The following is a 26,175-nucleotide window of genomic DNA, read 5'->3' on the forward strand; positions in this document are numbered from 1 at the left end:
CTCCTAGGCCCCCTAATTAAACTGGAGTCCTCCCATCCAATAATTTAAACTTAGGATAAGGGAGTGATCCGGTATGGGGAAAAGGCTGAGCAAAGACACGCAACTTAAAATAGTTAAAGAAGCACTGGCTGGGATAAAGGTGGGGGCTCTTGCCCGCATGTATGACATACACCCTGAAACCATTCGTACGTGGATAAGAGATTACCGTGACACGATTCCAGCAGAAGAGATTCCGCTTACTGACGAACATGTGCAGGAAATGCAGCGGCTGCAGGAGGTTGAGCAGCGGTATGAAAAAGCCGTTAAAGTACTCGGTGAGAAGGAACTCGAAATTGAGATTCTCAGAGAGTTGCTAAAAAAGAAAGACCCCGCTTATCTGAAAAACTTGAAGTAGCAGAACCATTTATTAAGCGGGGAGTGCCAGCAGCATTGGTTCTGCGCATTCTAGGTATCGCTGAATCCACCTATTATGATCGAAAGAAAAGAGAGATGTCTTGCCCGCCTGAGCGCCCTGCAGAAAACCGGCGTGGTCGCCCTGTGCCTGGATACTCTCATACGTTTGATGGCGAACGCGTAGTGGACAGCCAGATCAATGACTGGTTGCTTGAGCTCATCGAAGGCGAAGAGCATGTTTACGGGTATAAACTCCTTGCGCAATGCATACGTGACAAGTACAACGTGAGGCTAGACAAAAAGAAAGCATACCGGTTATGTAACGAGTTGGGCATTCTTCAAAAACCACGTCAGCGAGTTCAGGCGCATCCGCGCAGGCTGCCGAAAAACCGTGTCGTTACAGGCTCCAACCAGTTGTGGCAAATGGATATTAAGTATGGCTACGTCCGTGGGCTCGAGCGATTCTTCTATGTGCTCAGCATCATTGATGTGTTTGACCGCGTCGTTGTTCAGCAGTACAGGGGAACATCTTGTGAGGCTAAGCATGCCGTTCAGACACTTTGTTATGCGCTACAAAGCCGTCTACGCCCTGGTGATGAGATGCCTACTATTCGTACCGATAACGGCCCTCAATTCGTGAGCAAGCTGTTTGGAGATATGTGTGAGAGTCTCGGCGTGATCCACGAGCGTATACCTCCAAGAACACCTAATATGAATGCCTATATCGAATCCTTTCATAGCCTGTTGGAACGCGATCTATTCAGCAAGAGAGACTTCAGAACCTTTAAAGATGCATATGAAGAGCTAGACGGATACATGGACTTCTACAATAACCGTAGAATGCATGGCAGCTTAAAACGAAAACCTCCTGCCGTGTTTTCAGCTTGGGTTCAGACACTGGAGGATTCTTCAGCTTTTCATAAAGCGATGTAATCCCCCGAAAAAACGAGTAATTCTATGCCTGCATTATTTTTGGTGGGCAGGACTCCGGTTTTAGGGGGCCTAGCCGAAAATACATCAATTTGTGAGCTAACATATCTATTTGGGCAAGATACCTGCATAAATACATCTTTTCCCCCTTGAAGTCCGAGGCAGCGGAGTTATATGAATAATTCCTGCACAATCGCAGGCATTTTTTCCGAAACGACCTTCGATCCTAAAAAGCCTGCACTTTTGCAGGTACTTTGGGAGATACCTTCGCAATTACTTAGGGAGATAATACCGCAGAACTTTCATAGGTGCTTTATGCAGCCTCTTTCAGAGATACTTCACGCAGTTACTTTCATAGACGCGTTATATAGCTGCTTTTAGGTGCGTTATATAGCTGCTTTGAGAGATACTTTACATAGTTACTTCCAGGGTACTCTACATGGTAACTTCAAAGGCACTCTACGCAGTTACCTTCAAAGACCCCCTACACAGACACCCTACACAGACACCCTACACAGGTTACTTTCCGAGATACTCTACGCCATTACTTTGCGAGACACCATCTCAGGTACTTAGTAAGATCCGTTGGCAGCATTGCGGAGATGCAACCGCAGGGGCTCCGGAGGGCCACGGCCGGCGGGTAGGGCCAGCTCTTATACCGCTGCTATCCTAGAATCTGCTGTGTGCATCTCCAAGCGTTTTCCCCTATACTCTCGCGGCCGTCTTATCCCATACATAACGGGTCAGCTCGGCCGTCATCTCATAGAACATGAATGGTGTGATCAGATAGATGCCGTTAAAATGAGCGATCGCCTCGTCCAGCAGCTCCTGTGCGATCTTCACGCCCTCAGCCCGGCCCGCTTCACCTTCAAGCCCGGCCATCCGTCTGCGCACTTCATCCGAGAGCTGAATACCAGGCACTTCGTTATGCAGGTATTCCGCGTTGCGACCGCTTGCCAGCGGCATAATGCCGATGAACAGCGGTACCGAAAGGTGACGCGTCGCCTCCGCAACCCTCGCGATAAGCGCTTTATCATAGACCGGCTGGGTCATGATGTAGTCCGCGCCGGACTCGATTTTCTTTTCCAGCCGCTGCACAGCCTTATCAAGATACTTTACATTCGGGTTAAAAGCCGCGCCGACCACGAAATTCGCCTTCTGCTTGAGCGGCTTACCCGAGAAAGCCGTTCCCTCGTTGAGCTGCTTGATCATCCGGATCATCTCAAAGGATGTCAGGTCGTAGACGGAGCTGGACCCGGGCAGATCGCCAAAACGCGCCGGGTCACCGGTGACCGCCAGCACATGGTCGATACCCAGCGCATCGAGGCCCATCATGTGGGACTGCGTGCCGATCAGATTGCGGTCCCGGCAGGCGATATGCACAAGCGGCCGGATTCCGGCCCGCTCTTGAACAAGCGCTGCAAGCGCAATATTGCTCATCCGGGTTACCGCAAGCGAATTGTCGGCCATCGTGACCGCATCCGCCTTGGCCTCCGCAAGAGCAGCAGCACCGTCCATAAACTTGCGGATGTCCAGATCACGGGGAGGGTCCAGCTCAACGATGACCGTATGGCGTTGGCGCACCAGATCAACAATTGTAGGGGCTGGCGCGTCCGTTCCGCCAGCCGTTCCGGACGGCTGCGTTGCCGCACGGTGCGCAGCGGGAGCCTGAACGGCCAGCACATCCTGCTCAGGCACCGCCGAGGCGGGTCTTGATACATCGGGCGTGTAGTTCGCAAAAGCCTGCGCGATAGCCGCCACATGCTCGGGCGTGGTGCCGCAGCAGCCGCCGATCAGCCGGGCGCCGCGGTCAGCAAAATGCCGGGCGGACTCGGCAAAATACTCCGGTCCTGCCGTATACATATAAGTGCCATCCACATAATCGGGTATACCTGCGTTCGGGAACACCGTAAGCGGCATTCCAGCCGGCAGGCCCGCCATATCAATGGCACGCATGATCCCGTTCGGTCCGCTTACACAGTTGAAGCCAACCGCATCTGCGCCTTCCTCCTGCAGCCGGCGGAACGCCTCCTGCAGCGAGGTGCCTTCTCTTGTGCGGCCCGAATCCTCAACGGCCAGCTGGCAGATCACCGGTGTCTCCGAGCCGGCACGGACGATGCGCAGCGCCGTCAAGAGCTCCTCCAGATCATAAAAGGTTTCCAGTATAAGCCCGTCCACTCCGGAATCAAGCAGAATGCCAATCTGCTGCTCGAAAGCCTGCTTCATCTGGGCAGCGCCGATACTCTTCCGCTTGCCGGCCCCAACGGGGCCAACCGCTCCCACCACAAAGGCATCAGAGCCGACCGCCTGCCTGGCAATCCGTACGCCTTCACGGTTCAAGCGCTCAACCTCATGCTCCAAGCCATACCGGGATAAATTCTCGGCATTGGCCGAGAAGGTGTTCGTCTCGATTACACGCGCTCCCGCTTCATAATATCTGCGGTGTACGCTTTCAATCACGTCCGGCTTGATCAAGTTAAATTCCTCGTAGGATACACCTACCGGAAATCCAAGCTGATACAGATATGTCCCCATTGCGCCGTCGCCCGTCAGCAGTGATGTCTGCAGCGCCTGTCTTAAATCCTTCTTCACGGCCGTCCCTCCCCTTACAGCTGTACAGCTGCGCATAGATTTATATTAGAACAAAACGGAAAAGCAGTTGCCGAGGCAGCCGCTTTTCCGAAACTGTTCATCTGACTATTCAATTAGCGGGTTACAGTGCCGCGGAATACAACGGAGGCAGGCCCTGTCATATAGACGTGGTTGTCGTCCTCATTCCACTCGATCAGCAGGTCCCCGCCTTTAAGCGATACGGTTGCTGTGCGGTCGGTATGCCCGTTCAGCACGGAGGATACCAACGTCGCGCAAGCGCCAGTTCCGCAAGCCAGCGTCGGTCCCGCGCCGCGCTCCCAGACGCGCATATCGGCGTAATCGCGCGATTTGACGGTGACAAACTCCACGTTCGTCTTGCGCGGGAACAGCGGATGCGTCTCCAGCTTCGGTCCCCAGGCCTGCAGGTCAAATCCGACAGCATCATCCACATAGATGACGCAGTGCGGGTTGCCCATCGATACGGCAGTAAACCGGAACTCGCGCCCGTCCACCTCGATCGGGTGAGCCACTACCTGCGCCGCATCCACAGTTGTCGGCACCTGCAGTCCGTTTAGGATCGGTTCGCCCATATCAACGCGCACCTTCTCCACCCTGCCGTCCTGAACGGTCAGCTGTACCTTCTGCACGCCGGCGCCGAGTGTTTCGATCGTGATCTCCGTACGGTCAATCAGTCCGTTATCGTAGACGTACTTGGCCACGCAGCGGATGGCGTTGCCGCACTGCTCTGCCTCCGAGCCGTCGGAGTTGATGATCCGCATCCGGAAATCCGCCTGCTCAGAAGGCAGAATATACACCAGACCGTCTGCGCCGATCCCGAAGAACCGGTTGCACAATTCTATTGCGAGCTCAGAAGCGTTATCCGGCAGCGACTGCTCGCCTGCCACAACGATAAAGTCATTTCCGAGACCATGCATTTTTGTAAATTCCATTATCCTGGCACTCCCTTTACCCATCGGTTACTTGAGAAATAAGCTGTCCTTATTCCTATTAGCATACCGCAATACAGGGAGAATGGCTATTCAATTTTTACATCATTATTTGCACTTATTTGCAGCCAGCAGCAGCCCTAAACCGAGCAGCCCTGCCGCCTTTTACGCCGCACGCTTCGCCGAACCGTACGTCACGCGCCCGCCCTTGCGCCTTCTTCTGGAGGAGCTGACCACACTGCCGATACCCATCAGGAAGGTCGGGATGCCAGCGGCCACGAACACCAGGCACCATTCGCGGAATCCAAGCGGCACAGTTTTGAAAATCGGCTGCAGCGCTTCAATATACAGCACGGCCAGCATAAGTACGAGTGACGACAGCACAGCAAGCACCAGATAACGGTTCTCGAACAAATTCCGGTGGAAAATCGAACGTGAGCTGCGGCAGTCGAACACATGAATGAGCTGAGCCAGCACCAAGGTGGCAAATGCTACGGTCTGGGCTTCTACCAGATTGCCGCCGCCCGGCTCGAGCGTAATCCAGAAGGCAGCCAGCGTACATACGCCAATCAAGATGCCGCGGCTGATAATTTTCCAGCCAAGCCTGCGCGCGAAAATATTCTCCTTGGCTGTGCGCGGCTTCTGCTGCATCAGATCGTTCTCCGCCTGGTCCACCCCAAGCGCCATCGCTGGCAGACCGTCCGTCACCAGGTTGACCCACAGAATCTGAATCGGCACGAGCGGCAGCGGCAGACCCGCCATCATGGCCAGGAACATGGTCATAATCTCACCCACATTGGATGCCAGCAGGTAGCGGATGAACTTCCGTATGTTCTCATAGATGCCGCGTCCTTCTTCTATTGCTGCCACAATAGTCGCAAAATTATCGTCGCTCAGTACCAGCGCCGAGGCTTCCTTCGATACATCCGTTCCGGTAATTCCCATGGCGATGCCGATATCCGCCGCCTTGATCGCCGGAGCATCATTAACGCCGTCGCCTGTCATGGCGACAACATGACCCTTGCGCTGCAGCGATTTGACAATGCGCAGCTTGTGCTCCGGCGACACGCGTGCGTACACGTAGACATCGTCGACGACTGCGTCCAGCTGAGCATCATCCAGCTGCGCGAGCTCTCTGCCCGTCATCGACCGGCCGCCCCGCTGCATAATGCCGAGCTGCTGGGCGATCGCTTCTGCCGTAAGCTGGTGGTCGCCTGTAATCATGACCGTCTTAATGCCTGCCCGCCGGCATGTCGCAATGGCGTCGCGCACCTCCCTGCGCGGCGGGTCGATCATTCCCGTCAATCCCACGAATATAAGCTGGCGCTCGGCTTCATCATCTTCACCGCAGGCATCCTGCGGCCTGATGTCACGGTAAGCGAACCCCAGCACCCGCAGGGCTGACTGGGCCATCGTCTCGGAAGCAGCTGCAACCTTCTGCTTCAGGGTAGCCGTAAAGGGCACGACATTCCCTTCCCACAGAACATAGCTGCATCTCTCCATGAGGAGATCCGGCGCACCCTTCGTACAGAGCAGCTTGCCGCCTTGATGGCCGACCAGGACTGACATCCGCTTGCGCTCCGAATCGAACGGATATTCCTTTTCCCGCTTGTATAAGCCTTCGAGTGACTGAACCGTAACCCCAAGCTTGGCGGCCAGGACAATTAGCGCCCCCTCTGTCGGGTCCCCCTTGAGCTTCCAATCTTCTTCCTGTGCCTCAGCACTGCCTTTGCCCTTCCGGCCTTCCTGCTGCCCGGCCTCCTTAACCAGCCTGGCATTGTTGCAGAGAGCCGCAATCTGCAGCATTCTCCTCAGGGCCGCATCCTTCTTCAGATCCGCGTGTGCCCCGCCTTCCAGCACCTCGCCAACCGGCTCGTAGCCTTCCCCTGTGACATCCAGCATCCTGCCGCCCGTCCAGAGCTTCTTGACCGTCATCTTGTTCTGGGTGAGCGTGCCCGTCTTATCCGAGCAGATGACAGAGGCGCAGCCCAGCGTTTCGACTGAAGGCAGCTTGCGGACTATCGCCTTGCGTTTGATCATGCGCTGAACGCCCAGCGCAAGCGCGATCGTGACGATCGCCGGCAGCCCTTCCGGTATGGCCGCGACGGCAAGGCTGACGCCCGCAAGGAACATGCCGTAGGCAGGCTGACCGTGCATGATGCCCGCAACCACAACCATAACGGTGAGGCCAAGGGCCACAACGATCAGTATTTTTCCAAGCTGCTCCAGGCGGTGCTGCAGCGGGGTCTCCATCGACTCCGTCTGCTCGATTAGATGAGCGATTTTCCCCATTTCCGTATTCATTCCCGTACGGACGACCATTCCCACTCCGGTGCCGCGCGTCACCATCGTACCCAGGAAGCCTGTATTCTTCATGTCTCCGAGCGGCAGCTCGGCATCCGTAATCGGCAGCGAATGCTTGCCCACCGGCACCGATTCCCCCGTCAGCGCCGACTCCTCCACATACAGACTGCTCGCCTCAAGCAGCCGGATATCGGCAGGAATGCGGTCCCCGCTCTCAAGCACGACCAGATCGCCCGGCACCAGCTCAACCGCCGGCACCTCCAAGACTTCACCGCCGCGGATTACGCGAGCTGTCGGGGCCGACAGCTCCTTCAGCGAACGCAGCGATTTTTCCGCACGAAACTCCTGTACGAAGCCAAGTATGCCGTTCAATACAATAATGGCCACAATCGTGACCGCGTCCAGATACTCCCCGAGCAGTCCGGACACAAGTGTTGCGCCGACCAGCACCAGAACCATGAAATCTTTGAACTGATTAAGAAACAGCGTCAGAGGCGATACCCTCTTGCCTTCGGACAGCTCATTGCGCCCCTGCTCTTCCAGCCTGCGGGCCGCTTCACCCGCCGCCAGACCCGTCTGCGGATTGCTCCCCAGTGCTTCGGTCAGCGCTTCTGCCTCCATCTGGTGCCATAGCTTTTGATCCATCCTGTCTCCCTCCTGTTTCCAGCCTGCCGCCCGTTTAAGCTCAGAACTGCCGGACGGACAGCCTCTTCAGGCTAAATGTATTCGGACAACCCGGAAAATATCCCATGCCAGGGCTTAAGTTTTTGCTGCGGGTATGGCATGATAGAAGAATGATCTGACAAAGGTGGTTAAACAAACATGGCACTCGACGGTATCGTTACCCGCGCGCTGGCAGCCGAGCTGCAGGAAGCAGCGGGGACACGCATTCATAAAATTCATCAACCGGACGAGCACACGCTCGTTCTGCAAACAAGGGGCGGCAAAGCACAGGGCAAGCTGCTGATTTCTGCCAACCCCACCTATCCGAGACTGCACTGGACCACAGCATCCCAGTCGAATCCGCTGGAGGCGCCGATGTTCTGCATGCTGCTGCGCAAGCACTGCGAAGGCGGCGTAATCGAGGGAATCCGCCAGCCGGGGAACGAGCGCGTCCTTCACTTCAGCATCCGCCAGCGGGATGAGCTGGGGGATTACTCACTCAAGACAGTTATTGTCGAGCTCATGGGCAGGCACAGCAATATTATTCTGGTTGACCCGGCTTCGGGCCAAATCCATGACGGCATCCATCACGTTACCCCAGCCATCAGCAGCTACCGGATCGTCCTGCCGGGCAGTACCTATACGGCGCCGCCTTCGCAGGACAAGACAGATCCATTCAGCATTCAGACCTATGAGCAGTTCGAAGCCGCATTGGGAGCCGTATCCGCCGAACTCGCCGCGGACAAACGCATCGTTGCCGCCTTCAGCGGCATCAGCCCGCTGCTCGCCAGAGAAATCGCCCACCGCGCAGGCACGCTCGGAAGCCTGGGTGACTACCGCGCCCTGTGGGAAGCCTTCTCGGCTCTGTTCGAGAAGCTAGCGCGGCATGAATACGAGCCGGTTATCGTGACGGGCGCAGACGGCAAACAGCAGTTTTCTGTAACGAGGCTGACTCATCTGGATGGCGAAACGAAGATCTATCCTACCATCAGCAGCTGCCTGGAGGCCTATTACGGCGACAAGGCCGAGCGTGACACGGTTAAGCAGCGTGCGGCTGACCTGTACCGTTTCCTCCAGAATGAGAAAAGCAAGAATGTGAAGAAGCTGGAGAAGCTGAGCGAGACGCTTGAGGAGGCTAAGGATGCGGACAAACACCGGATCCTTGGAGAGCTTGTGACCGCTTATATGCATCAGATAAAGCGGGGAGATGCCTCCGTAGAGGTTATTAACTATTACAGCGAGGAGCAGGAGACGGTAACCATCCAGCTGGACCCCCAGCTTACTCCCTCGGAGAATGCCCAGCGTTATTTCAGGCGTTACACGAAGGCGAAGAACAGCCAGAGCGTCGTCTCTGAGCAGATGGAAGCCGCCCATGAGGAAATCCGTTACCTGGACACGCTGCTGCAGCAGCTTGACAGCGCCTCGCTGCAGGATATTGAGGAAATTCGCGAAGAACTGGTCGCTGAAGGCTACATGCGCGCACGCGGCCGCAAGGGGCCGAAGAAGAAGAAGCCTGCAAGACCGGCTCTGCTGTGCTATACATCAAGCGAGAATATTGCGATCTATGTCGGCAAGAACAATACCCAGAACGAATACCTGACCAACCGCCTGGCCTCAGCAAGCGACACCTGGCTGCATACCAAGGATATTCCGGGCTCGCATATCGTCATCCGGGGACAGGACTTCGGCGATGCCACATTGGAGGAGGCGGCCATGCTGGCCGCGCATTACAGCCAGGCACGGGGCTCCAGCCTCGTTCCCGTTGATTACACGCTGATCAGGCATGTGCGCAAGCCGAGCGGCGCCAAGCCCGGATTCGTCATCTATGATCACCAAAAAACGCTGTTCATCACTCCGGATGAACAGCGTATCAAGACTCTCCCGTCTCAAGTAAAAGCGTAGACGGCTTCGTCACGGCTGACCAAGCCGTGACTTTATTTTTGCCATGGAGGAAGGACCGTCCCCGGCTATCAAAAAACTCGACTTGCTTCCCGGGATGAGCTTGTCCTCCTCCACCGCCCTGCCGCCGATAAAGACTAGCGTATGCGGGGAGTCGACCGGAATCCGGGCATCAAGCTCGAGCAGAAATGGTAAAGCGGCTTCATATCTGGCGTGCGACGAGAAGCTGAAGGCAAAGGCGGCCGGCTTCATCTCCCGCAGACAATCCAGAATCCCCTTCTCAGCCGGAGAAGCGCCCAGATAGGCTACACGGAAGCCCTGCTGCGTAGCGAAGAAGCCAAGATACAGAATACCAAGCTCATGGCGCTCGCCGGGACCGCATGCTGTTACCAGCAGCGGACTGTCCGTTTCGGCACGGAACAAGTTTCTTAGGGACAAAAGCTTGTCGCGGATGAAATGGCTGCCGAAATGCTCCTGATACTCAGATATGCGGCCGCTCTCCCAGCGTTCTCCAAGCTCAACCAGTGCAGGCTCCATAATGTTCATAAGCAGGTCATCCAGGCTGTGCACGCTCATAAGCTGTTCAAAGTACCGCTGAGCCGATGGATAATCCAGCCCTTCAAAGTAATCCAGCAGCCGGTTCACCGCTATCTGCCAATCCGCTGCCGAAGCTTGCTGTCCGGGCTGATTAACGGCGCCCTGCAGAATAGGTCCTCGCGCTGTCTCCGCTTCGGCGGCCGACCTTGATTTGTGCTCCATTACCGCCATGCCAATCGGCACCGACTCATCCACACGCTGCTTGAGCCAAATCAGAGTATCCAGGTCCCGCTTCGTGTATCCCCGGTAGCCATTGGGCAGCCGGACAGGGGCAACCGCTCCGTAGCGCTCCTCCCACTTGCGGATCAGCTGGGTGGATAATCCCGTGCGGCTGGCTACTTCCTTGATCGTGTACAATCTATGGGTTTGATTCATGTAGACTTATCTGACGGACGGCGAAGCCGGCTGATCACGGCCGCGTCCACACTCCTCCCGCCGATCGGTCCATGAAACACAACGCCGCCCCTTGCCCCGTGATAATCTGAACCTCCGGTGATAATAAGCCCGCTTCGCTCTGCAATACTCTTGTAGCGCTCCTCATCCAGCGGGGTATGGTCGGAATGATAGACCTCGATGCCATCGACACCATAGGCAATCAGCTCCTCCACCAGCTGGTCGCGTCCGTACAAGCCGGGATGAGCAATCACACTGGTGCCTCCCGCCTCCCTGATCCAATCCACCGCTTGAAAAGGTGTTGCCCTTGGCGGATTGACATACGCTGCGCCTGAGGTGCCGAGGTAGCGGTCGAATGCCTCAGCCATCGTAGCGACGCAGCCTTTCTTGAGCAGGACCTGGGCGATATGCGGGCGCCCGACTGTCTCCTCACCGGAGCCGTCCCGTCCCGCTTCCGCAAACACCTCGTCAAGCGTGATATCGATCCCAAGCTCCCGAAGGCGCTGCACCATCATCTCGTTGCGAAGCCCGCGCACATCACGCAGCGAGCGCAGACGCTTCAGCCATTCCTCATTGCGCCAGTCGGCGTAATAACCAAGTATGTGGATATCGATGCCATCGCTGACCGTACTGACCTCAACACCAGGCACTACAATAATTCCAATCCGTTCTCCCTCGGCAATCGCCTCATCCACGCCGGCCATCGTGTCATGATCTGTTATTGCCACGGCCGCGAGACCGGCCTCCTTGGCCAGACGGACATTGTCCGCCGGATCGCCGGTTCCATCAGAGGCTCTGGTATGGGTATGAAGATCCGCCGGTCCGGTTATAGCCATTGCTGAAGATCCCTCTCTCTTAAAAAGGTTAAAAAGGTTACGGCAGAAATCGGCAGCAGAGCCGACTTCAAATAGATGGAGAAGAATTGGCGCTTGAAGCGCGCATCCATAAGCGGAACCACCTTGATCAGCCCGAGTGCGACCTCATGCTTGACGGATGAGGCCGACACGAACGACACGCCAACCCCTGCTTCTACGGCCGATTTGACAGCCCCCGTGCTGCCGAGCTCCATTACAATATTCAGCTTCGACGGATCAAGCTGGCGTTCGCGCAGCAGCTCCTCCATTACAAGCCGGGTGCCCGAACCCTGCTCGCGCAGAACGAACGGATAAGCGAGCGCCTCCTCCAGCATGACATCCTTTCGGTCAGCCAGGGGATGCGCGGCCGGGACAATCAGCTTCAGCTCGTCGCTCATTACCGCTTCCATATGCATATCCGGATGATTGACAGGCGCTTCGACCAGGCCGAAGTTAAGCTGGTGATTCAGGATCTCCTCCATGATCTGACCCGTGTTCATCACCTTCATGCTGATGGAGATATGCGGGAATTCCTGGCCGAACGGCCCCAAGAGACGCGGGAGAATATATTCCCCGATCGTCAGGCTCGCGCCAAGCTGCAGCCTGCCTTTCAGCTGGCGCGTAAATTTGGACATCGTTGCATCCGTCTCCCGGATCAGTGCGATGGACTGCTGGGCAAACGGCATTAAAGCCCGTCCCGCTTCGGTCAGCTCAATCCGCTTGGTCGAACGAAGCAGCAGCTTGGTTCCAAAATAATCCTCCAGCGATTGCACCTGCATCGTTACGGCAGGCTGCGTCATATGGAGCGCCTGGGCAGCCGCCGAGAAGCTTCCCCGGTCCGCAACCGTAAAGAAGATATGCAGCTGATGAAAGTTAAGAGCCATCCGATTATCATCCTTTCCTGAACTGAATTATACCAAACGTTAGACAAAGGCGCGACAGGAAACCAGCATGCCCATTACGATATAAAAAAAACACATGCGGCAGCTTCCGCATGTGTTTGTCCTTATGGCAGAAAGCTGCCGGGTTCTCCGCTGCCGGAGCCCTTGCGTCTGCCGTTTATTTGCGTTTGCGGCTGTTCTTGATGAGTGTCATTCTTCTGGAATGGCGAAGCCAAGAATAATAAGACTTCAAATCCCTCAGCTCGATCGTCTCGGACATTCGTCCAAGGAACGTCACAACAATCATCTTGTGCAGCGGGTTGCCAAGCAGGTCCGTCTCGCCCGGCAGATCAGAAAATTCTGCGACAAAAACCAGGTCGTCATCAATCAGATACACATCCTGCTCATTGCGGTAATAGGGTTCAATCCGCCCTTGCTTGAGCGCCTGCCACATAAAGTCGGCAATATCCTCAACACCGGTCTGCTCACTCTCAATGCGGTCAGTCCAGCGGCTCCGGGCATGATTTGTGATGACGATGTCGGCAACTTTCTTATCACCCAATACGACATGAAAAGATTCGTAGGTGCTCCATCTTTCCGTCGTTTTGTCTTTCATCCCCATCACCCCTCCCCCAAGAAGCAGGTATTTATATTTACTCGGCTACATATCAAGTTTTAATTATTTTACTGCATCGTCAATAGGTAATTCAACTATAAAATATAGAACAGCGGCAGGTCTGGTCCACTATTGATTACCCGCACGCCGGGATATTAGTCCTAATTAAGCCAATTACAAGCCATAAAAGCTTGTTTTATCCGGAATATCTTTCTCATATTCGGTTTTCAGCTCATTACGGAATGAGCGCTCCACTTTCTTGACGTATGACAGCCGCTGAATGTTGCGGGCCGTTTCTTCAGCTTTATCCGCATTAACATACATCACGACATAATGCATTTTACGTGAAACATAATGGACGGTTCCGTATTTATCCAAATTTCTTGCCGCTTTCAAATCACTTACCCAAATAATATAGCCTATGCGTTCCGCTAGCAGGAACGGCTTGTCGTTTTGCTCCATTGGTTTCTCCTCCGTCATAAACCGCCGAGATAATAGAATTCCCGCCGCCCGTTATCCGCATCCGCCGCTGCCGCATCCGCAGGAGCCGCCGCTGCCGCATCCGCCGCCGCCTTTACCTTCATTTGCCGGAACCTTAATCTCCTCTGACACCGCGCGGGCAATCAGATGCGACACATCATACAGCAGATCATCCAGCGCTTTCTCGGCAGCCTTAAAGTTGCGAACACATTCATATTCGGCAAGCTGGCCCTCAATTTCCTTCACCTTATCCTTAGCCGCGTGAAAATCGGGATGAAATCTGCCAAAGCGCTGGCATTCCTCGAACAGCTCCTTCGCCTTGGCAAACTGTCTTACCAGCTCCTGTACCGGCTGATTTGCGGCAACTTCGTTCTTCCAATATTCATAATCGGCTGCATCAGCCGAATTGATTATCATATCGCCCAGCTCATATGCGGCTGTCAGCAGACCGGCCATATCAACTGTCTCTGCAGGTCCTGTTTCTGCTCCTGGCAGCATGCTGCCGACCTTCTCTTCTGTTATTGCCATCCACTCACCTCTATGCTATAGTCTCGCGTTCTATCATATCACGAAACAATCCCAAAACAGAAGTCATTTAGCAGGCAGTCCGGGCGGAATCATCAGCTGCATCCCCCTCCACATATCGGGCGATAGGCGAAGACTGCTCTCTGCTTGCCCGCTTAACTGGCCCGCCACGAACCAATTCCCGCCCTCCTCCTCCAGCCTGCGCGGGATAAAATCAACCACTTTACCCTCTCTGTCCAGCTTAACGGGTACACCCAGCTCGATTGCATGCTTCAGCATTTCCTTGCGGGTAGAAGGGTGATAGTCCCGCATCGCCTGAAGCCATGCCGCGGGGATATCCGCAATGCCGGGAAGCCGCTTCTCCGTATCAGCCGGCACTGTTTCCAGCGTATACAGATAGAGTGGACAGGGATGCTGCAGCAGACCGGCGGGCTCTCTGTGGTTCGGGAACACAGCAGTCTCAGCTGCAGTCTCTTCCAGCGGGAGACACGTTCCCTGCATGGCATCTTCAGCCCATGACGGCGAAAGCGGATAGAGGCAGAGAGATTCTCCTTCCACCCGCCTGCTCGGCTCAAGACCTGCGGCACTCAAATGCTTCCTGAGGAGCGCTATACTGCTCCGCTCAATCAGGAAATCGCGCTTGCCAAGGCGGCGAATCAGAAGACGGGCCACAGCAGGATCCGCTTCCGCTCTGTCAGCAGCCGGCTCATCCGAACAGCTCATGATCGTCACATCGGCAAAGCGGACTCGGCCGGCTGCCCTGCCCCATTCCCCAAGCAGCTGGGCAGCATGCTCCGGAAGCGGTCCTCCCGATGCCCGGGTCAGCAGGCCGATCAGCTGACCAGACGTCCGCCCGTTATCAGCCGCCCTGCTGATTGTGGCCTGGCTGTATCTGTAGATCGTCATGGGCCCTTCGCGCTCCAGATCGGCCATCAGCTCAATTTCCCATCTGCTGCGGTAATCCGTGTCATGCGGGACAGCCAGCTCCCCCCCGGTAAGCAGCAGTACAGAGCCTGCTGCCGGCTCAGGGTCTGGCAGCCCTTCAGCCAGCGGGTACATCATCCAGCGGATAACCTCCAGCCCTTCAGCCGACCGGCCTGTCTGCAGCCAGCCGAAGGCCTCCATTAGGCCAAGCCAGCCCGTTAACACGTCACCGCCACCGGCTCCAGCAGCCTGAACCCACTTCTCAAGCTCATGGCGGCTGTACCAGCTGCCGGCACATAGGCCCCGCAGCAGGGAAGCTGAGGAAGCAAACCGCTCATCGTAGGCCGCAAAACGTTCTTCTGCCCAGTCTAGGAGACGGCATTCCCGCAGTCCATCCGGGAGTGCGAGCCATTCCGCCAGCTCAGGCTCCCCCCAGGATGCGCCGGATTCCCCAAGCTTCAGCAGTCCCGCTCTTATCGCTGCGTCAAGCCCTGCTGTAAAAGAAACCGCATAGCGGCCGGCAGCTGAGTCCGCTGACCGGAACAGAGCCAGCTCTTCTTCTGTGAACAGCAGCCGGGATGAGGCGGCTGCCACGGCTTTCTTGGCAATAATCCCTTTGGCCGTCACCGGGATGCCCTGCTTCGCGAGCTCGGCCATCATGCCCAGCAGCTGAAGGCTCAGCCTCGGTCTGTACGGAGAATCTACTCGGATGCCGGCCGATTCAGAATGCGGGCGAGGCGCAGCAGGAGCAAGCTCTCTGTTCCAGGCACTGTATGCATCTACGGGAAGGAAATGCAGGCAATCCCCCCAGGACTTGCGCACGGTAAACAGAATGCCTGCCCGCCTAAGCTCGTCACATGCCATTCTGCTCTCGCAGGCAGAACGGCCAGCAGCAGCCGCATACTGCTGGATGAGCTTCTCTTCCGGAAATGGACGCGGGCCGAAACAGCGGACAATAAAGGCTAGGATGTCCTGGACAGGAGCAGCAAGCCCCTTCCTGGATTCCTTTACATGGTCGCTGCCAATCGCCCCATCCCTCAAACCGCCGCCAGCCAGCCCGGACCAGCTGCGCCAGAGAGGCTGCCCGCCGAGCCGTGCCTTGGCTTCCTCCGGCAGCCTGCTGAATACCTGCCGCATATTCATGAGCCTGCCACATCCTTCCTGTCGTGTTCGTCAAGCCTTCCGAATTCTTCCTCAACCCGATACGTATAACCTTGTCCGGCAAGAAACAGCTGCCGCTTCCTGGCATATTCCGTCTCCTTCGTATCCGCGGTGACAAGAGTATAAAACCATGCCGTATTATCGCCGCGTTTAGGACGAAGGAGCCGTCCGATCCGCTGGGCCTCCTCCTGGCGGGAGCCAAAGCTGCCTGATACCTGTATGGCAACGGCCGCATCAGGCAGATCAACTGCAAAGTTGGCGATCTTCGATACGACCAGCACCGGGATTTCCCCCTGCTTGAACCGGTCATATAATCTCATTCTCTCTTCCTGTGGGGTCTGACCTGTCAGCAGGGGGGCATTCAGCATACCAGCCAGCTCGCCGAGCTGCTTCAAGTACTGGCCGACTACCAGGGCAGGCCTGCCGGGATGGCGTCCGAGCAGCTCCCGTACAGCCGCGAGCTTCGCCGGATTCTCCGCTGCCAGCCTATTTCTTTCCCTTGGTGCAGCTGCATGATATCGGTCCCGGTTGACCCCTTCCAGCGCCACCCGCACCTCGTTGCAGGTAACAGCCGCGATGTGCCCCTGCTCCTCAAGCTTCTTCCATGGGAGGTCATAGCGCTTGGGACCGATCAAAGAGAAGACATCCTCCTCTCTGCCATCTTCACGCACCAGCGTTGCCGTCAATCCAAGTCTCCGGGTTGCCTGGATGTCGGCCGTACGCCGGAATACCGGGGCAGGCAGCGTATGCACCTCATCATAAATAATCAGTCCCCAATCCCGTTCATCGAACAGCCTCATATGCGAATACTCGCCTGTACTGGCATGCCGGTGCGTCACCATCTGGTAGGTGGCAATCGTAATAGGCTTTACTTCCCTTCCGCGTCCGGCATATTCGCCAATATCCTCCGGGGTTAGCGAGGTCTTGTCCAGCAGCTCGCTGCGCCACTGTCTAACCGAGGTCATGCTCGAAGTCAGTATTAAGGCCGCACAGCTGAGTCTGGCAAGCGCCGCGATGCCAATGACGGTCTTGCCTGCCCCGCAGGGCAGTACGAGCACTCCGCTGCCGCCGTAGACATCCCCTTCACGGTGGAACAGCTCTACTGCTTCAGCCTGGTAATCCCGCAGCTGAAACGGCTGCCCGCTGCGGCTCTCTGCAAGCAGCTCCACCTGCAGGGCTTCCCCCGCATCGTAGCCGGCCAAATCCACTACCGGATAGCCGCTTCTCAGCAGCTCCTGCTTCATCAAACCGCGCTTGCCCGGCTTAAGACGCCATCTGCCATTCTCCATTCTGACTGCGTTCTCCCGCACACAAGCATCAGCGTCCAGCTCAGCGGCTAGCTGCTGCTCCCCGCAAACAAGCTGAACGTCTCCGTCCTTGCGTACCAGGTGGATTTTTCCGTAACGCCATGCGAGCAGCTCCAGAGTGTCCAGCACCTGGCCAGGGACATCGTAACGGCTGCCGGACTGCAGGCATTCAAGGATATCGCCGGCTGTCATTCCCGAGGCCAAGGCGTTCCATATGGAGAGTGATGTAATCCGGTAGGTGTGCAGATCTCCCGGCCGCTTTACAAGATCGGCAAACCGGGCCAGCCTGGATTGTGAATGCTCCGCGCGCGGGTGCCTGGTGTCGAGCAGCACCTGTAGATCAGACTGGACAATCAAGGGACCATCCTGTGTAAGCATCCTAATCTCCCCCTTATCCGCTGCTGTATCTTCTCAGTATGAAAAAAAGCGGGGAAAAATATGCCTCTACTTACGCGTTAAACCGAATATGTACAGAAAAAAAGCCGCCCCATAGAGAGAGGCGGCATTACTTCCTTGGGGCCCGGAAGCCGGCTTCTACCGCCTCCTCCTCCGTGCAGAACATTCTCTCCGGCTTTGTGAGGTCATAATGCGAACTGCCGGGAGTGTGATAGATCTTGTCTCCCTTGGAGTTAATATTGCCTTTAATGGACGGCTCGGCACAGGAAGCGTCCGACTGGCCAGCTGTACCGGACTCTGCTTTAGGCTGTGCAGCGTCCTCTGTAGGCATACCCCCATTCACTTCCGTTTCTGGTGGCTCGGCTGCAGTCCCCGAACCCTCTGAACCGTCCCCTGCCCATAAGCCGGCTCCCGCTTCACGGGCTTCACGCTCAAGCTCCTTAAACCGGTCAGCGAATGTGACATCCGGCGAGATGGTCATCGTATTGGCATAGCCCCTCTTGATGAGCTGCTCGTTAAACATCTCGGTCTCGCCCTCAACGAAGACAAACCTCAGCAGCCGGCCGTAACGGTCAGTCTCCGACACATCCTTGAACATGATAACCTTCCTGCCCTCCAGCTCTGCTCTCGCATAAGCAGACGCTTCTTTCCCATAATACTCTGCTGTACCATGCGTTTCGGGCGTATCCACACCAACAAGCCTGACCTTGCGGCCGTCTGCCGCAGCGAAGGTGTCCCCGTCTATTATCCGCAGCACCTCCGCGGTTTCCGCCTGCCTCCCCGCAAGCTCGGGATACGCTTGCACAATATCCGCTGCCGCTGTCGGCTCCTGCCTGTCAGCGATCTGCCCGGAACAGCCTGCGGCAGCAGCTAGCAGCAGCAGATATACACACCATAACAGCGGCTGCCCTTGCCGGCACATACCCAGTTTCCGTCTCCCTCTGTTCATAATGTCCCTCCATTTCCTATGTAATTAGAATACTGCACTACCTTCAATGCAAAAAAAACTCCGGCTGCGCCATTACGCGCAATCCGGAGAATGCTTGCCAATCCATTAATGAACTGCGGCCGGTTCTCTGTGCGTATGCTCGGAAATCTCACTCAGCGCGTCTCCCGCTTCGTTAACGAAGATTTCACGAATGGCAAGGTCGCCAATCGCGATGACGCCTGCCAGATCACCGTTCTCCACAACAGGCAAACGGCGGATTTGGTTGGCGGCCATAATTTTTGCAGCCTCGTCAATTGTTGTATCAGGCGATACCGTCTTGATCGTGTTCGTAATGACTTCCGACACTGCAGTCGAACCGGAATGCTTCTCCGCATAACCTCTTACTACCAGGTCACGGTCCGTTACGACCCCAATCATTTTTTTGCCTTCCAGGACTGGAACAAAACCGATATCATGATTTTTCATCAGGACGGCAATTTCGTAGATATTATCCTTCGTTGTAGCCGTTACACAATCGGTAGACATGATGTCTCTAACCGTCTTCTTCATCGTCATGGGTTGCCCTCCTCCGTTACCGGCAGAATCGGAACTGTGTCCGTCCATTAGCTTCACCGTAACGGAACATGACCATTCAGCCATTCAAGTGGCAATCCTTATCAGCAAGGCGACCCGCTCTAAGCTTTCGCAGCTGCGGCCGCGTAATGCTCCGCCATGCCGATCAGGAGAGCGGCGGAATTGACCATAGAGCGCTCATCCAGATCAAATCTAGGGTGATGATGCGGGTAAACCGCGCCGCACTCCTCGTTCCCGGCACCGACGAACATGAAGCATCCCGGTACCTGCTGAAGATAATAGGCAAAGTCTTCCCCCGCCATTACGGGCTCCGATTCCCGCACACCGCCTGGTCCAAAGAGCGAATCGGCGACCTGGAAGAAACGTTCCGTCTCCTTCACGTCATTAACAACCGGCGGATAGCCGTACCGGTAGTCCATAATACCGCTTGCGCCATACTGGCTGCAGATATGAAGGAGCAGCTCCTCCATCCGGCGTTTGACCAGCTCCCGGACCGGTTCCGTAAAGCTTCTAACCGTCCCCTTAAGATGACATTGCTCCGCAATCACATTGGCCGTCGTACCCGCCTGAAACGCGCCTACGGTGACCACAGCGGGATCCAGCGGGTTGACCGAACGGCTTACAATCGTTTGAAGCGCCTGCACGAAGGCCGAGCCCGCAATTACCGCATCAACCGTCTCATGAGGCAGGGCACCGTGACCGCCCTTCCCTGTAATATCAATATAGAATTCATCAGGCGAAGCCATGAACGGGCCGGGCTTGGTAGCCACCTGGCCATACGGCAGCGGTGTCCATAGATGGACGCCGTATATGACATCGACGCCGCTTAGGGCACCATCCTTGATCATGGATACCGCTCCGCCCGGCGTAACTTCCTCGGCAGGCTGAAACAGCAGCCTGCGTTCCCCGGCCAAAGTGCTGCGTCTCTCCATATAGTAGTTTGCGGTGCCAAGCAGTGCAGCCGTGTGGGCATCATGTCCGCAGGCGTGCATCACCCCCGGAATCGCCGATGCGTACTCACACTGCTTGGCGTCCTGTATCGGCAGCGCATCGATATCGGCCCGAAGCGCTACTACCGGCCCCGGAAGCTTGCCACGGATCGTCGCTATTACCCCGTGTCCCCCAACATTCGTTCGAACCTCACAGCCCAGCTCCCGCAGCCTCTCCGCGATCCAGCTTGAGGTCTTCTCTTCCCGGAAGGAAAGCTCGGGGTTGCGGTGCAGATGCCGCCGCCAGGCAACCATACTGGCGTAATGCTTCTGCAGCGCCTCCGAATATCCGATTTTGTCCATACGCCACTCCTCCTATGCCTACTCTATCTCTACGCTTGCGTTCCCTATTGTGTTTTAGTGTACCAGAACCTGCCGCAGGTAGAAAGAACCAGACGCAGCTGTCCGCTATCCCTTTTCCAATAAAATGTCCCTCTTAAGTCCTTACAGCCTGATGACTAAGGCTTGCGCCCGGTAGGGAAACATACTATCATGATTAAAGGTGTAGACCTTGTACGATAGATTAAGGAGGATCTTCCATGATTATTGAAAATTCCGGCCTAGAAGGCAAAACAAGTGATCTTGCTCACTTAGATGAATCCACCCACAAGCTTGGCTTCGTCCGCTGGCAGTGGGAATACTACCGTGCTACATATGATCTGAAGCTGGAGGATCGTTCCAACCAGGCTGAATACTTCCTCCGCATCAATACACGCGCGATCGAAGGCAGGCTTGAATCTCCCCATGCGGTTCTGCAAATTGAGTCGGTCTATATCGGCCGCGCAACGTTTCCGCATGGCATGGAGTACGAGTCGCCAATTCCGAAGCCTATTCTGAACACGGCAACCCAGCGGTTGCAGGATCTTAAAGCACTGCTCGACTAAAGCGGGGAACCATCTATGAAACCTACGCAGCAAAGTCCGCGGGGCAGACCGGACTTCATGCTTCTGATCCTGACGCTGATTCTGGTCGGCTTCGGGCTTGTCATGGTATTTAGCGCAAGCTCCAATATCGCGGCTGTATCCGACAGGTACGGCCACGATCCGTTATATTTTACCAAGCGGCAGTTTATCTGGATCGCCCTCGGGCTGGGCTTTATGTTCATTCTGATGAATATTACCTACAGCTGGTTCAAGAAGGGGTTTATCCTGTATTTCGTTCCCGTCTTTATCCTGCTTGCGCTTGTCCCCTTCATAGGCAACAAGATTAACGGAGCACGCAGCTGGCTTGGTATCGGCTCATTGGGGATTCAGCCTACCGAGTTCGCCAAGCTCGCCATTATTTTATACCTCGGCTCTCTCATCACAAAGAAGGGCGAGAAATTCCGGGAATTCAAGCGCGGGCTGCTGCCGGTCATGATTATCGTCGGCATCGTCTGCGGCATGGTCATGCTGCAGCCTGACCTCGGCTCCTGTCTCATTCTGGCAGCCAGTGCAGGCGTCGTCATTATCGCGGGCGGTGCTAACCTAAAGCAGGTATCCGGTTCTGTTCTCGTTGTTACCGCCGTCACGGCAATCGTTGTCAGCATCTCGATTCTGTCCGGCAGTACCAGCTGGGAGTACCGGATCGACCGGTTCACCTCCTATATGGATCCCTGGGCAGACCAGAGCGATACCGGCTATCACCTCAGCCGCTCGCTCGAGGCGCTGGGACACGGCGGCTTGACAGGGGCTGGCTTCGGACACAGCGTCCAAAAGCTGCATTACCTCCCATTTGCCTATAACGACTTTATATTTGCCATCATCGCGGAGGAATTCGGCTTTATTGGCAGTGCCATATTCCTGCTTACCTATCTTCTGTTTATCTGGCGCGGGCTGCTGATTGCCCTGCGCTGTCCCGATGTTTACGGAACCGTCGTCGGGGTGGGAATCGTCGGGCTGATCGCCATTCAGGCGGTCGTCAATATCGGCGGGGTTACGGGAACCATCCCGATTACCGGGGTCACACTGCCGATGATCAGCTATGGCGGGTCCTCGATGCTGGTTACTCTAGCGTCCCTCGGCATCCTGCTTAGTATCTCCCGGGAATTCAACAAGCCGGTGAAGACGGAGAGGGGCCGCGGCCGCACTCTGGATTCCTCAGGCAGGCCGCAGCTGCGTATGGTTAAGTAGATCGTCGTTTCATCCCGTTGCGGGATGAATCATACCGTAAAACAACAAAAGGCTCGCCCGCGATAACAGCATGTTATCGCAGGCGAGCCTTCTTCATCTGCTTAAGCTAGCCCTATGAATTAATTCACCCGGAGGATGGTCTCTTCCTTTTCTTCTTCGCGGAAGGCAACGCCCTCTACCTTGACATTCACCTCAACCACATGGAGACCTGTCATATTTTCTACAGCTTCCCTCACGTTATCCTGCAGCTGCCTACAGACTTCATGAATAGGAATACCGTATTGTACAATTACCCGCAGATCGATTGCTGCTTCCAGCTGTCCGACTTCGACCGAGACGCCTTTTTGAACGTTCTTGCCGCTCAACCGCTTGGCCAACCCTTCGGAAATACCGCCTGACATGCCTGCAATGCCGGGTGTTTCTAGCGCTGCCAATCCGGCAATAGTGGATACAACATCATCAGAAATACGGACGATGCCGGTTTGAATGTCTTCGGTCATGTGTCTCACTCCTCTATTCCATATAATTTCATTGTAAAGGAACCTATGTTCCGAATGCAAGAAGACAGGCTCTAAGATATGGTAAAGTTTACTTCCACCCCTAAAGGTTTATATTATTATCAGATTTCGGGATCAACAGCTTGTATTCTGAATAATAGAGGTGCACATCGTGAGAAAAAATGGATTCTACCTCGCTTTAGCCGCATCCTTCGTTCTGGCTGGAATCGCACATTACACACATTTTGGTGACATTGCCGAATTTGCGATCTCCTGTGTGGCCATCCTGTTCGTTGCCGGATTTCTCGGCCGCGCGACGGAAAGCGTTGCCCACTATGCTGGTCAGCGGATGGGCGGTTTCCTGAATGCAACCTTCGGGAATGCGGCCGAGCTGATCATCGCCATCTTCCTTGTCAAGGAAGGACTATATGACATGGTCAAAGCGAGCTTAACCGGGGCCATTATCGGCAACCTGCTGCTCGTGCTTGGCCTGAGTATTCTGCTCGGCGGACTGAAGTTCAAGGAACAGCGCTATAACATCCAGGTCGCAGGCCACAACGCCACCTTGATGCTTATGGCGGTCATTGGACTGTTTGTGCCGGCAGTGTTCGTAGGGGTAGAGAATTTCTCTGTAGAGAAGGATACGCTGCTCAGCTTGACGGTTGCCGGCATTCTGATTATCGCTTATATTCTGTGGCTTGTCTTCTCGATGATTACACACAAGGATACACTGGCTGACCAGGAGCTTCCGCCGGCTGTGCATGAAGAAGAGCCTGTCTGGAGCAAACGGACCTCCATCATCTTCCTCGTGCTTGCTACAGTTATGGTAGCGTTAGTCAGTGAATGGCTCGTCGGAACGCTTGAGACATTCTCCCTTCAATTCGGACTGTCTGAACTGTTCCTGGGTGCTTTCGTCATAGCCATTGTCGGTAATGCTGCAGAGCACAGCGCGGCCGTCATTATGGCGATGAAGAACAAAATCGGAGCAGCTGTTGAGATTGCTATCGGAAGCAGCCTGCAGATTGCCCTGTTCGTCGCACCTGTCCTCATTTTTGTCAGTGCCCTGTTTGGCCGGACGATGGATATCGTTTTTACACCAATTGAACTCACCGCCATTGGCGTATCCGTCTTTATTGCCAAGTCCATTTCCAGAGACGGCTCCACCAACTGGTATGAAGGCGCGCTCCTGCTAATGGTCTACGTTATTTTGGGCTTTGCATTCTACCTGGTATAACCATGAAGAACTGTTACACCATTCTCTTGTAAAATAAAAAGTAGTCTCCGTCTGGAGACTACTTCTTTTGGTCGAGCGCTTCATACAGCTGCGCCAGATTCCGTTCCAATATACTTAAAAGCTGCTTGCCTGCCGTCTCGGGGACTAAACCGGCACGCACCGCAAAATCGACCTCCCGGGAAAAGCCGTACATCTGGGTATCCAGCACTTCCTCATACAATGGACATTTCCGGGTCGCCAAATTCTCCATCTGGACTTCTATCAGCTTCTCGATTTTGTCGGCATCTTCCTGTAGAAGATGAAGCGCCTTTTGATGCAAATGCAGCATCACATCCGATGAAGACACGGTACTCCCCCCTGTGCGCAATCCTTGCCGTTGTTTATATCTTTTATATTAGACGAAATTGTCACAATACACAAGGACAAAACAAAAAAGCGCCTTATCCTCATCGAGGAAAGACGCTTGACTGCCAGCTCTTACAGCTGTTATTACTCAGAGACGACACGCACTTGAAGATTATGCTTGCTGAACACTTCAGCCATTGCCGCCTTAGCTTCCTCTGCATCCGGTCCATGCACATGCAGTTCATAGGAATGGCCGCTCACGAGCGTCGTGAACAATCCCAGAATGCTCTTCACATCGATATACTTGCTCTCAGCTTGAAGAACAATGGACGAACGGAACTGATTGGCAGTTTGGGAGATGTCTACAATTGCCGCGTTATTGGACATGCTGAATCCCTCCACTTTCGAGTATGTTACAACTTTCTTCATCATACCGTGATTTTCCACAACCTACAAGAGGGTCAAACATCAAATTCATGATGTCTTCAAGTTTTCCGGATTAAGTCCTTCAAGCTCAGGCAGCACGAATATGCCGTCTTTGCGGATCAGCACATCATCAAAATAGATTTCTCCGCCGCCGTAATCCTTCCGCTGAATCAGCACCAGATCCCAATGTACGGAAGACCGGTTGCCGTTATCCGCGTCCTCATAAGCCTGGCCCGGGGTAAAGTGAAGACTGCCGGCAATCTTCTCGTCAAACAGAATATCCTTCATCGGATGAAGAATGTAAGGGTTAAAGCCCAGGCTGAATTCGCCGATATAACGCGCTCCCTCGTCCGCATCCAGAATTTCATTCAGGCGCTTCGAGTCGTCACATTCCGCTTTCACGATCCTGCCGTTCTCAAACGTAAACTTGATATTCTCGAAGGAGACACCGGAATATACAGTCGGCGTATTGTAATGCAGCGTTCCGTTTACGGAGTCGCGTACCGGCGCCGTGAATACTTCGCCGTCCGGGATGTTCCGGTTGCCCGAGCACTTCTTCGAGCCAATGCCCTTGATGGAGAAGCTCAGATCAGTACCAGGCGAAACAATTCTCACCCTGTCGGTACGATCCATCAATGCTTTCAGCGGGTCCATGGCCTTATCCATGTTGGCATAGTCCAGGTTGCACACATCAAAATAAAAGTCCTCAAAAGCTCTGGTGCTCATGCCAGCCAGCTGAGCCATTGAGGAGTTCGGATAGCGAAGCACGACCCACTTGGTTCGTTTCACGCGCTCTTCCATATGTACGGGATGGCGATAGATTTGCTCATACAGTCGCATCTTGTCTTCCGGTACATCGGAGAGCTCATTTACATTCTCACCTGCCCGGATGGCAATATACGCGTCCATCGCTTCCATTCGCTTCAAATCCAGCGATGACCACAGCTCCATCTGCTCCTTAGTGGCATTCATCAGCATCGCACGAAGCACGGTGCGGTCACTTGTCTCGACGAAGGGGCGGCCCCCACGCTTGGCCACTTCCTCAATGAGGCAAATGGCGAGTTCTCTTTCGCTTCCGATCATGTCAATCAACACATTTTCCCCAGGCTGGACGTTGACTGAATAAGCAGTCAGATTCTGCGCCAGCTTTTGAATCCGCGGGTCTCTCATCTGCTGTCTCCTCCTTGTT

24 protein-coding genes are annotated in these 26,175 nt (G+C 55.1%); 6 read left to right on the forward strand and 18 right to left on the reverse strand.

Annotated elements, in window-relative coordinates:
• Positions 1 to 73: 73 nt before the first annotated feature.
• A complete protein-coding gene (locus DNH61_RS20000) occupies positions 74 to 394 on the forward strand; it encodes a transposase (RefSeq protein ID WP_111147616.1) in 321 nt (106 codons plus the stop codon).
• A 23-nt stretch (positions 395 to 417) separates the two neighbouring features.
• Positions 418 to 1,326 carry an IS3 family transposase gene (locus DNH61_RS20005; RefSeq protein WP_281272414.1) on the forward strand — a complete coding sequence of 303 codons (909 nt, stop codon included), beginning with the start codon at positions 418 to 420 and terminating at the stop codon, positions 1,324 to 1,326.
• A gap of 702 nt (positions 1,327 to 2,028) precedes the next feature.
• On the opposite strand, the gene DNH61_RS20010 is transcribed toward DNH61_RS20005, so the two are convergent.
• From DNH61_RS20010 to DNH61_RS20020, 3 genes are all read right to left on the reverse strand, one after another.
• A complete protein-coding gene (locus DNH61_RS20010) occupies positions 2,029 to 3,915 on the reverse strand; it encodes a bifunctional homocysteine S-methyltransferase/methylenetetrahydrofolate reductase (RefSeq protein ID WP_111148610.1) in 1,887 nt (628 codons plus the stop codon).
• A 113-nt stretch (positions 3,916 to 4,028) separates the two neighbouring features.
• Entirely contained in the window at positions 4,029 to 4,865 is an 837-nt protein-coding gene (gene dapF / locus DNH61_RS20015) for a diaminopimelate epimerase (protein WP_111148611.1), read from the reverse strand.
• Between the two features lie 162 nt (positions 4,866 to 5,027).
• The gene (locus DNH61_RS20020) at positions 5,028 to 7,811 is read right to left on the reverse strand and encodes a calcium-translocating P-type ATPase, SERCA-type (protein WP_111148612.1); all 2,784 of its coding nucleotides are present in this window, start codon (positions 7,809 to 7,811) and stop codon (positions 5,028 to 5,030) included.
• 177 nt (positions 7,812 to 7,988) lie between these two features.
• Here DNH61_RS20020 and DNH61_RS20025 point away from each other — a divergent pair, with 177 nt between their 5' ends.
• Positions 7,989 to 9,731: an Rqc2 family fibronectin-binding protein gene (locus tag DNH61_RS20025; protein WP_111148613.1), complete on the forward strand. Its 1,743-nt coding sequence runs from the start codon at positions 7,989 to 7,991 to the stop codon at positions 9,729 to 9,731.
• A gap of 9 nt (positions 9,732 to 9,740) precedes the next feature.
• Here the strand turns inward: DNH61_RS20025 and DNH61_RS20030 are convergent, their stop codons facing one another.
• From DNH61_RS20030 to DNH61_RS20080, 11 genes are all read right to left on the reverse strand, one after another.
• Positions 9,741 to 10,700, reverse strand: coding sequence for a MerR family transcriptional regulator (locus DNH61_RS20030; RefSeq protein ID WP_111148614.1), 960 nt, complete (start codon positions 10,698 to 10,700; stop codon positions 9,741 to 9,743).
• A complete protein-coding gene (locus tag DNH61_RS20035) occupies positions 10,697 to 11,554 on the reverse strand; it encodes a PHP domain-containing protein (protein WP_111148615.1) in 858 nt (285 codons plus the stop codon). The genes DNH61_RS20030 and DNH61_RS20035 overlap by 4 nt, the downstream gene beginning before the upstream one ends.
• Positions 11,545 to 12,456: a selenium metabolism-associated LysR family transcriptional regulator gene (locus DNH61_RS20040; protein ID WP_111148616.1), complete on the reverse strand. Its 912-nt coding sequence runs from the start codon at positions 12,454 to 12,456 to the stop codon at positions 11,545 to 11,547. Before DNH61_RS20040 ends, DNH61_RS20035 begins: the two co-directional genes overlap by 10 nt.
• A gap of 175 nt (positions 12,457 to 12,631) precedes the next feature.
• Positions 12,632 to 13,069, reverse strand: a complete 438-nt coding sequence (locus tag DNH61_RS20045) for a hypothetical protein (RefSeq protein WP_111148617.1) — start codon at positions 13,067 to 13,069, stop codon at positions 12,632 to 12,634.
• 174 nt (positions 13,070 to 13,243) lie between these two features.
• Positions 13,244 to 13,507: a YlbG family protein gene (locus DNH61_RS20050; protein WP_111148832.1), complete on the reverse strand. Its 264-nt coding sequence runs from the start codon at positions 13,505 to 13,507 to the stop codon at positions 13,244 to 13,246.
• Between the two features lie 75 nt (positions 13,508 to 13,582).
• On the reverse strand, positions 13,583 to 14,077 hold the full coding sequence (locus DNH61_RS20055) for a YlbF/YmcA family competence regulator (RefSeq protein WP_425452284.1): 495 nt from the start codon (positions 14,075 to 14,077) through the stop codon (positions 13,583 to 13,585).
• A 63-nt stretch (positions 14,078 to 14,140) separates the two neighbouring features.
• Positions 14,141 to 16,141 (reverse strand): helicase-associated domain-containing protein, encoded by a 2,001-nt coding sequence (locus DNH61_RS20060; RefSeq protein ID WP_111148618.1) that lies wholly within the window; start codon positions 16,139 to 16,141, stop codon positions 14,141 to 14,143.
• Positions 16,138 to 17,844: a DNA repair helicase XPB gene (locus tag DNH61_RS20065; RefSeq protein WP_111148619.1), complete on the reverse strand. Its 1,707-nt coding sequence runs from the start codon at positions 17,842 to 17,844 to the stop codon at positions 16,138 to 16,140. The genes DNH61_RS20060 and DNH61_RS20065 overlap by 4 nt, the downstream gene beginning before the upstream one ends.
• Before the next feature lie 127 nt (positions 17,845 to 17,971).
• On the reverse strand, positions 17,972 to 18,811 hold the full coding sequence (locus DNH61_RS20070; RefSeq protein ID WP_111148620.1) for a thermonuclease family protein: 840 nt from the start codon (positions 18,809 to 18,811) through the stop codon (positions 17,972 to 17,974).
• A 105-nt stretch (positions 18,812 to 18,916) separates the two neighbouring features.
• Complete coding sequence (locus DNH61_RS20075; RefSeq protein WP_111148834.1) at positions 18,917 to 19,360, reverse strand: CBS domain-containing protein; 444 nt, start codon at positions 19,358 to 19,360, stop codon at positions 18,917 to 18,919.
• A 125-nt stretch (positions 19,361 to 19,485) separates the two neighbouring features.
• Positions 19,486 to 20,676, reverse strand: coding sequence for a M20 family metallopeptidase (locus tag DNH61_RS20080; RefSeq protein ID WP_111148621.1), 1,191 nt, complete (start codon positions 20,674 to 20,676; stop codon positions 19,486 to 19,488).
• A gap of 236 nt (positions 20,677 to 20,912) precedes the next feature.
• On the opposite strand from DNH61_RS20080, the gene DNH61_RS20085 reads away from it, so the two are divergent.
• A complete protein-coding gene (locus tag DNH61_RS20085) occupies positions 20,913 to 21,257 on the forward strand; it encodes a YugN family protein (protein WP_111148622.1) in 345 nt (114 codons plus the stop codon).
• A 15-nt stretch (positions 21,258 to 21,272) separates the two neighbouring features.
• Positions 21,273 to 22,484, forward strand: a complete 1,212-nt coding sequence (gene ftsW / locus DNH61_RS20090; RefSeq protein ID WP_111148623.1) for a putative lipid II flippase FtsW — start codon at positions 21,273 to 21,275, stop codon at positions 22,482 to 22,484.
• A gap of 119 nt (positions 22,485 to 22,603) precedes the next feature.
• On the opposite strand, the gene DNH61_RS20095 is transcribed toward ftsW, so the two are convergent.
• Entirely contained in the window at positions 22,604 to 22,984 is a 381-nt protein-coding gene (locus tag DNH61_RS20095; RefSeq protein ID WP_111148624.1) for an Asp23/Gls24 family envelope stress response protein, read from the reverse strand.
• A 169-nt stretch (positions 22,985 to 23,153) separates the two neighbouring features.
• On the opposite strand from DNH61_RS20095, the gene cax reads away from it, so the two are divergent.
• Complete coding sequence (cax, locus tag DNH61_RS20100) at positions 23,154 to 24,215, forward strand: calcium/proton exchanger (RefSeq protein WP_111148625.1); 1,062 nt, start codon at positions 23,154 to 23,156, stop codon at positions 24,213 to 24,215.
• Positions 24,216 to 24,273: 58 nt separating this feature from the next.
• Here cax and DNH61_RS20105 read toward each other — a convergent pair whose 3' ends face one another.
• The 3 genes from DNH61_RS20105 to DNH61_RS20115 form a co-directional block, all read right to left on the reverse strand.
• On the reverse strand, positions 24,274 to 24,561 hold the full coding sequence (locus DNH61_RS20105) for an Fpa/YlaN family protein (protein ID WP_181438803.1): 288 nt from the start codon (positions 24,559 to 24,561) through the stop codon (positions 24,274 to 24,276).
• Between the two features lie 143 nt (positions 24,562 to 24,704).
• Entirely contained in the window at positions 24,705 to 24,947 is a 243-nt protein-coding gene (locus DNH61_RS20110) for an HPr family phosphocarrier protein (RefSeq protein WP_111148626.1), read from the reverse strand.
• Positions 24,948 to 25,034: 87 nt separating this feature from the next.
• The gene (locus DNH61_RS20115) at positions 25,035 to 26,156 is read right to left on the reverse strand and encodes an aminopeptidase (protein ID WP_111148627.1); all 1,122 of its coding nucleotides are present in this window, start codon (positions 26,154 to 26,156) and stop codon (positions 25,035 to 25,037) included.
• Positions 26,157 to 26,175 lie beyond the last annotated feature (19 nt).

Origin of the sequence: Paenibacillus sambharensis (assembly GCF_003233845.1) — a bacterium.
Lineage (GTDB): Bacteria > Bacillota > Bacilli > Paenibacillales > Paenibacillaceae > Paenibacillus_I > Paenibacillus_I sambharensis.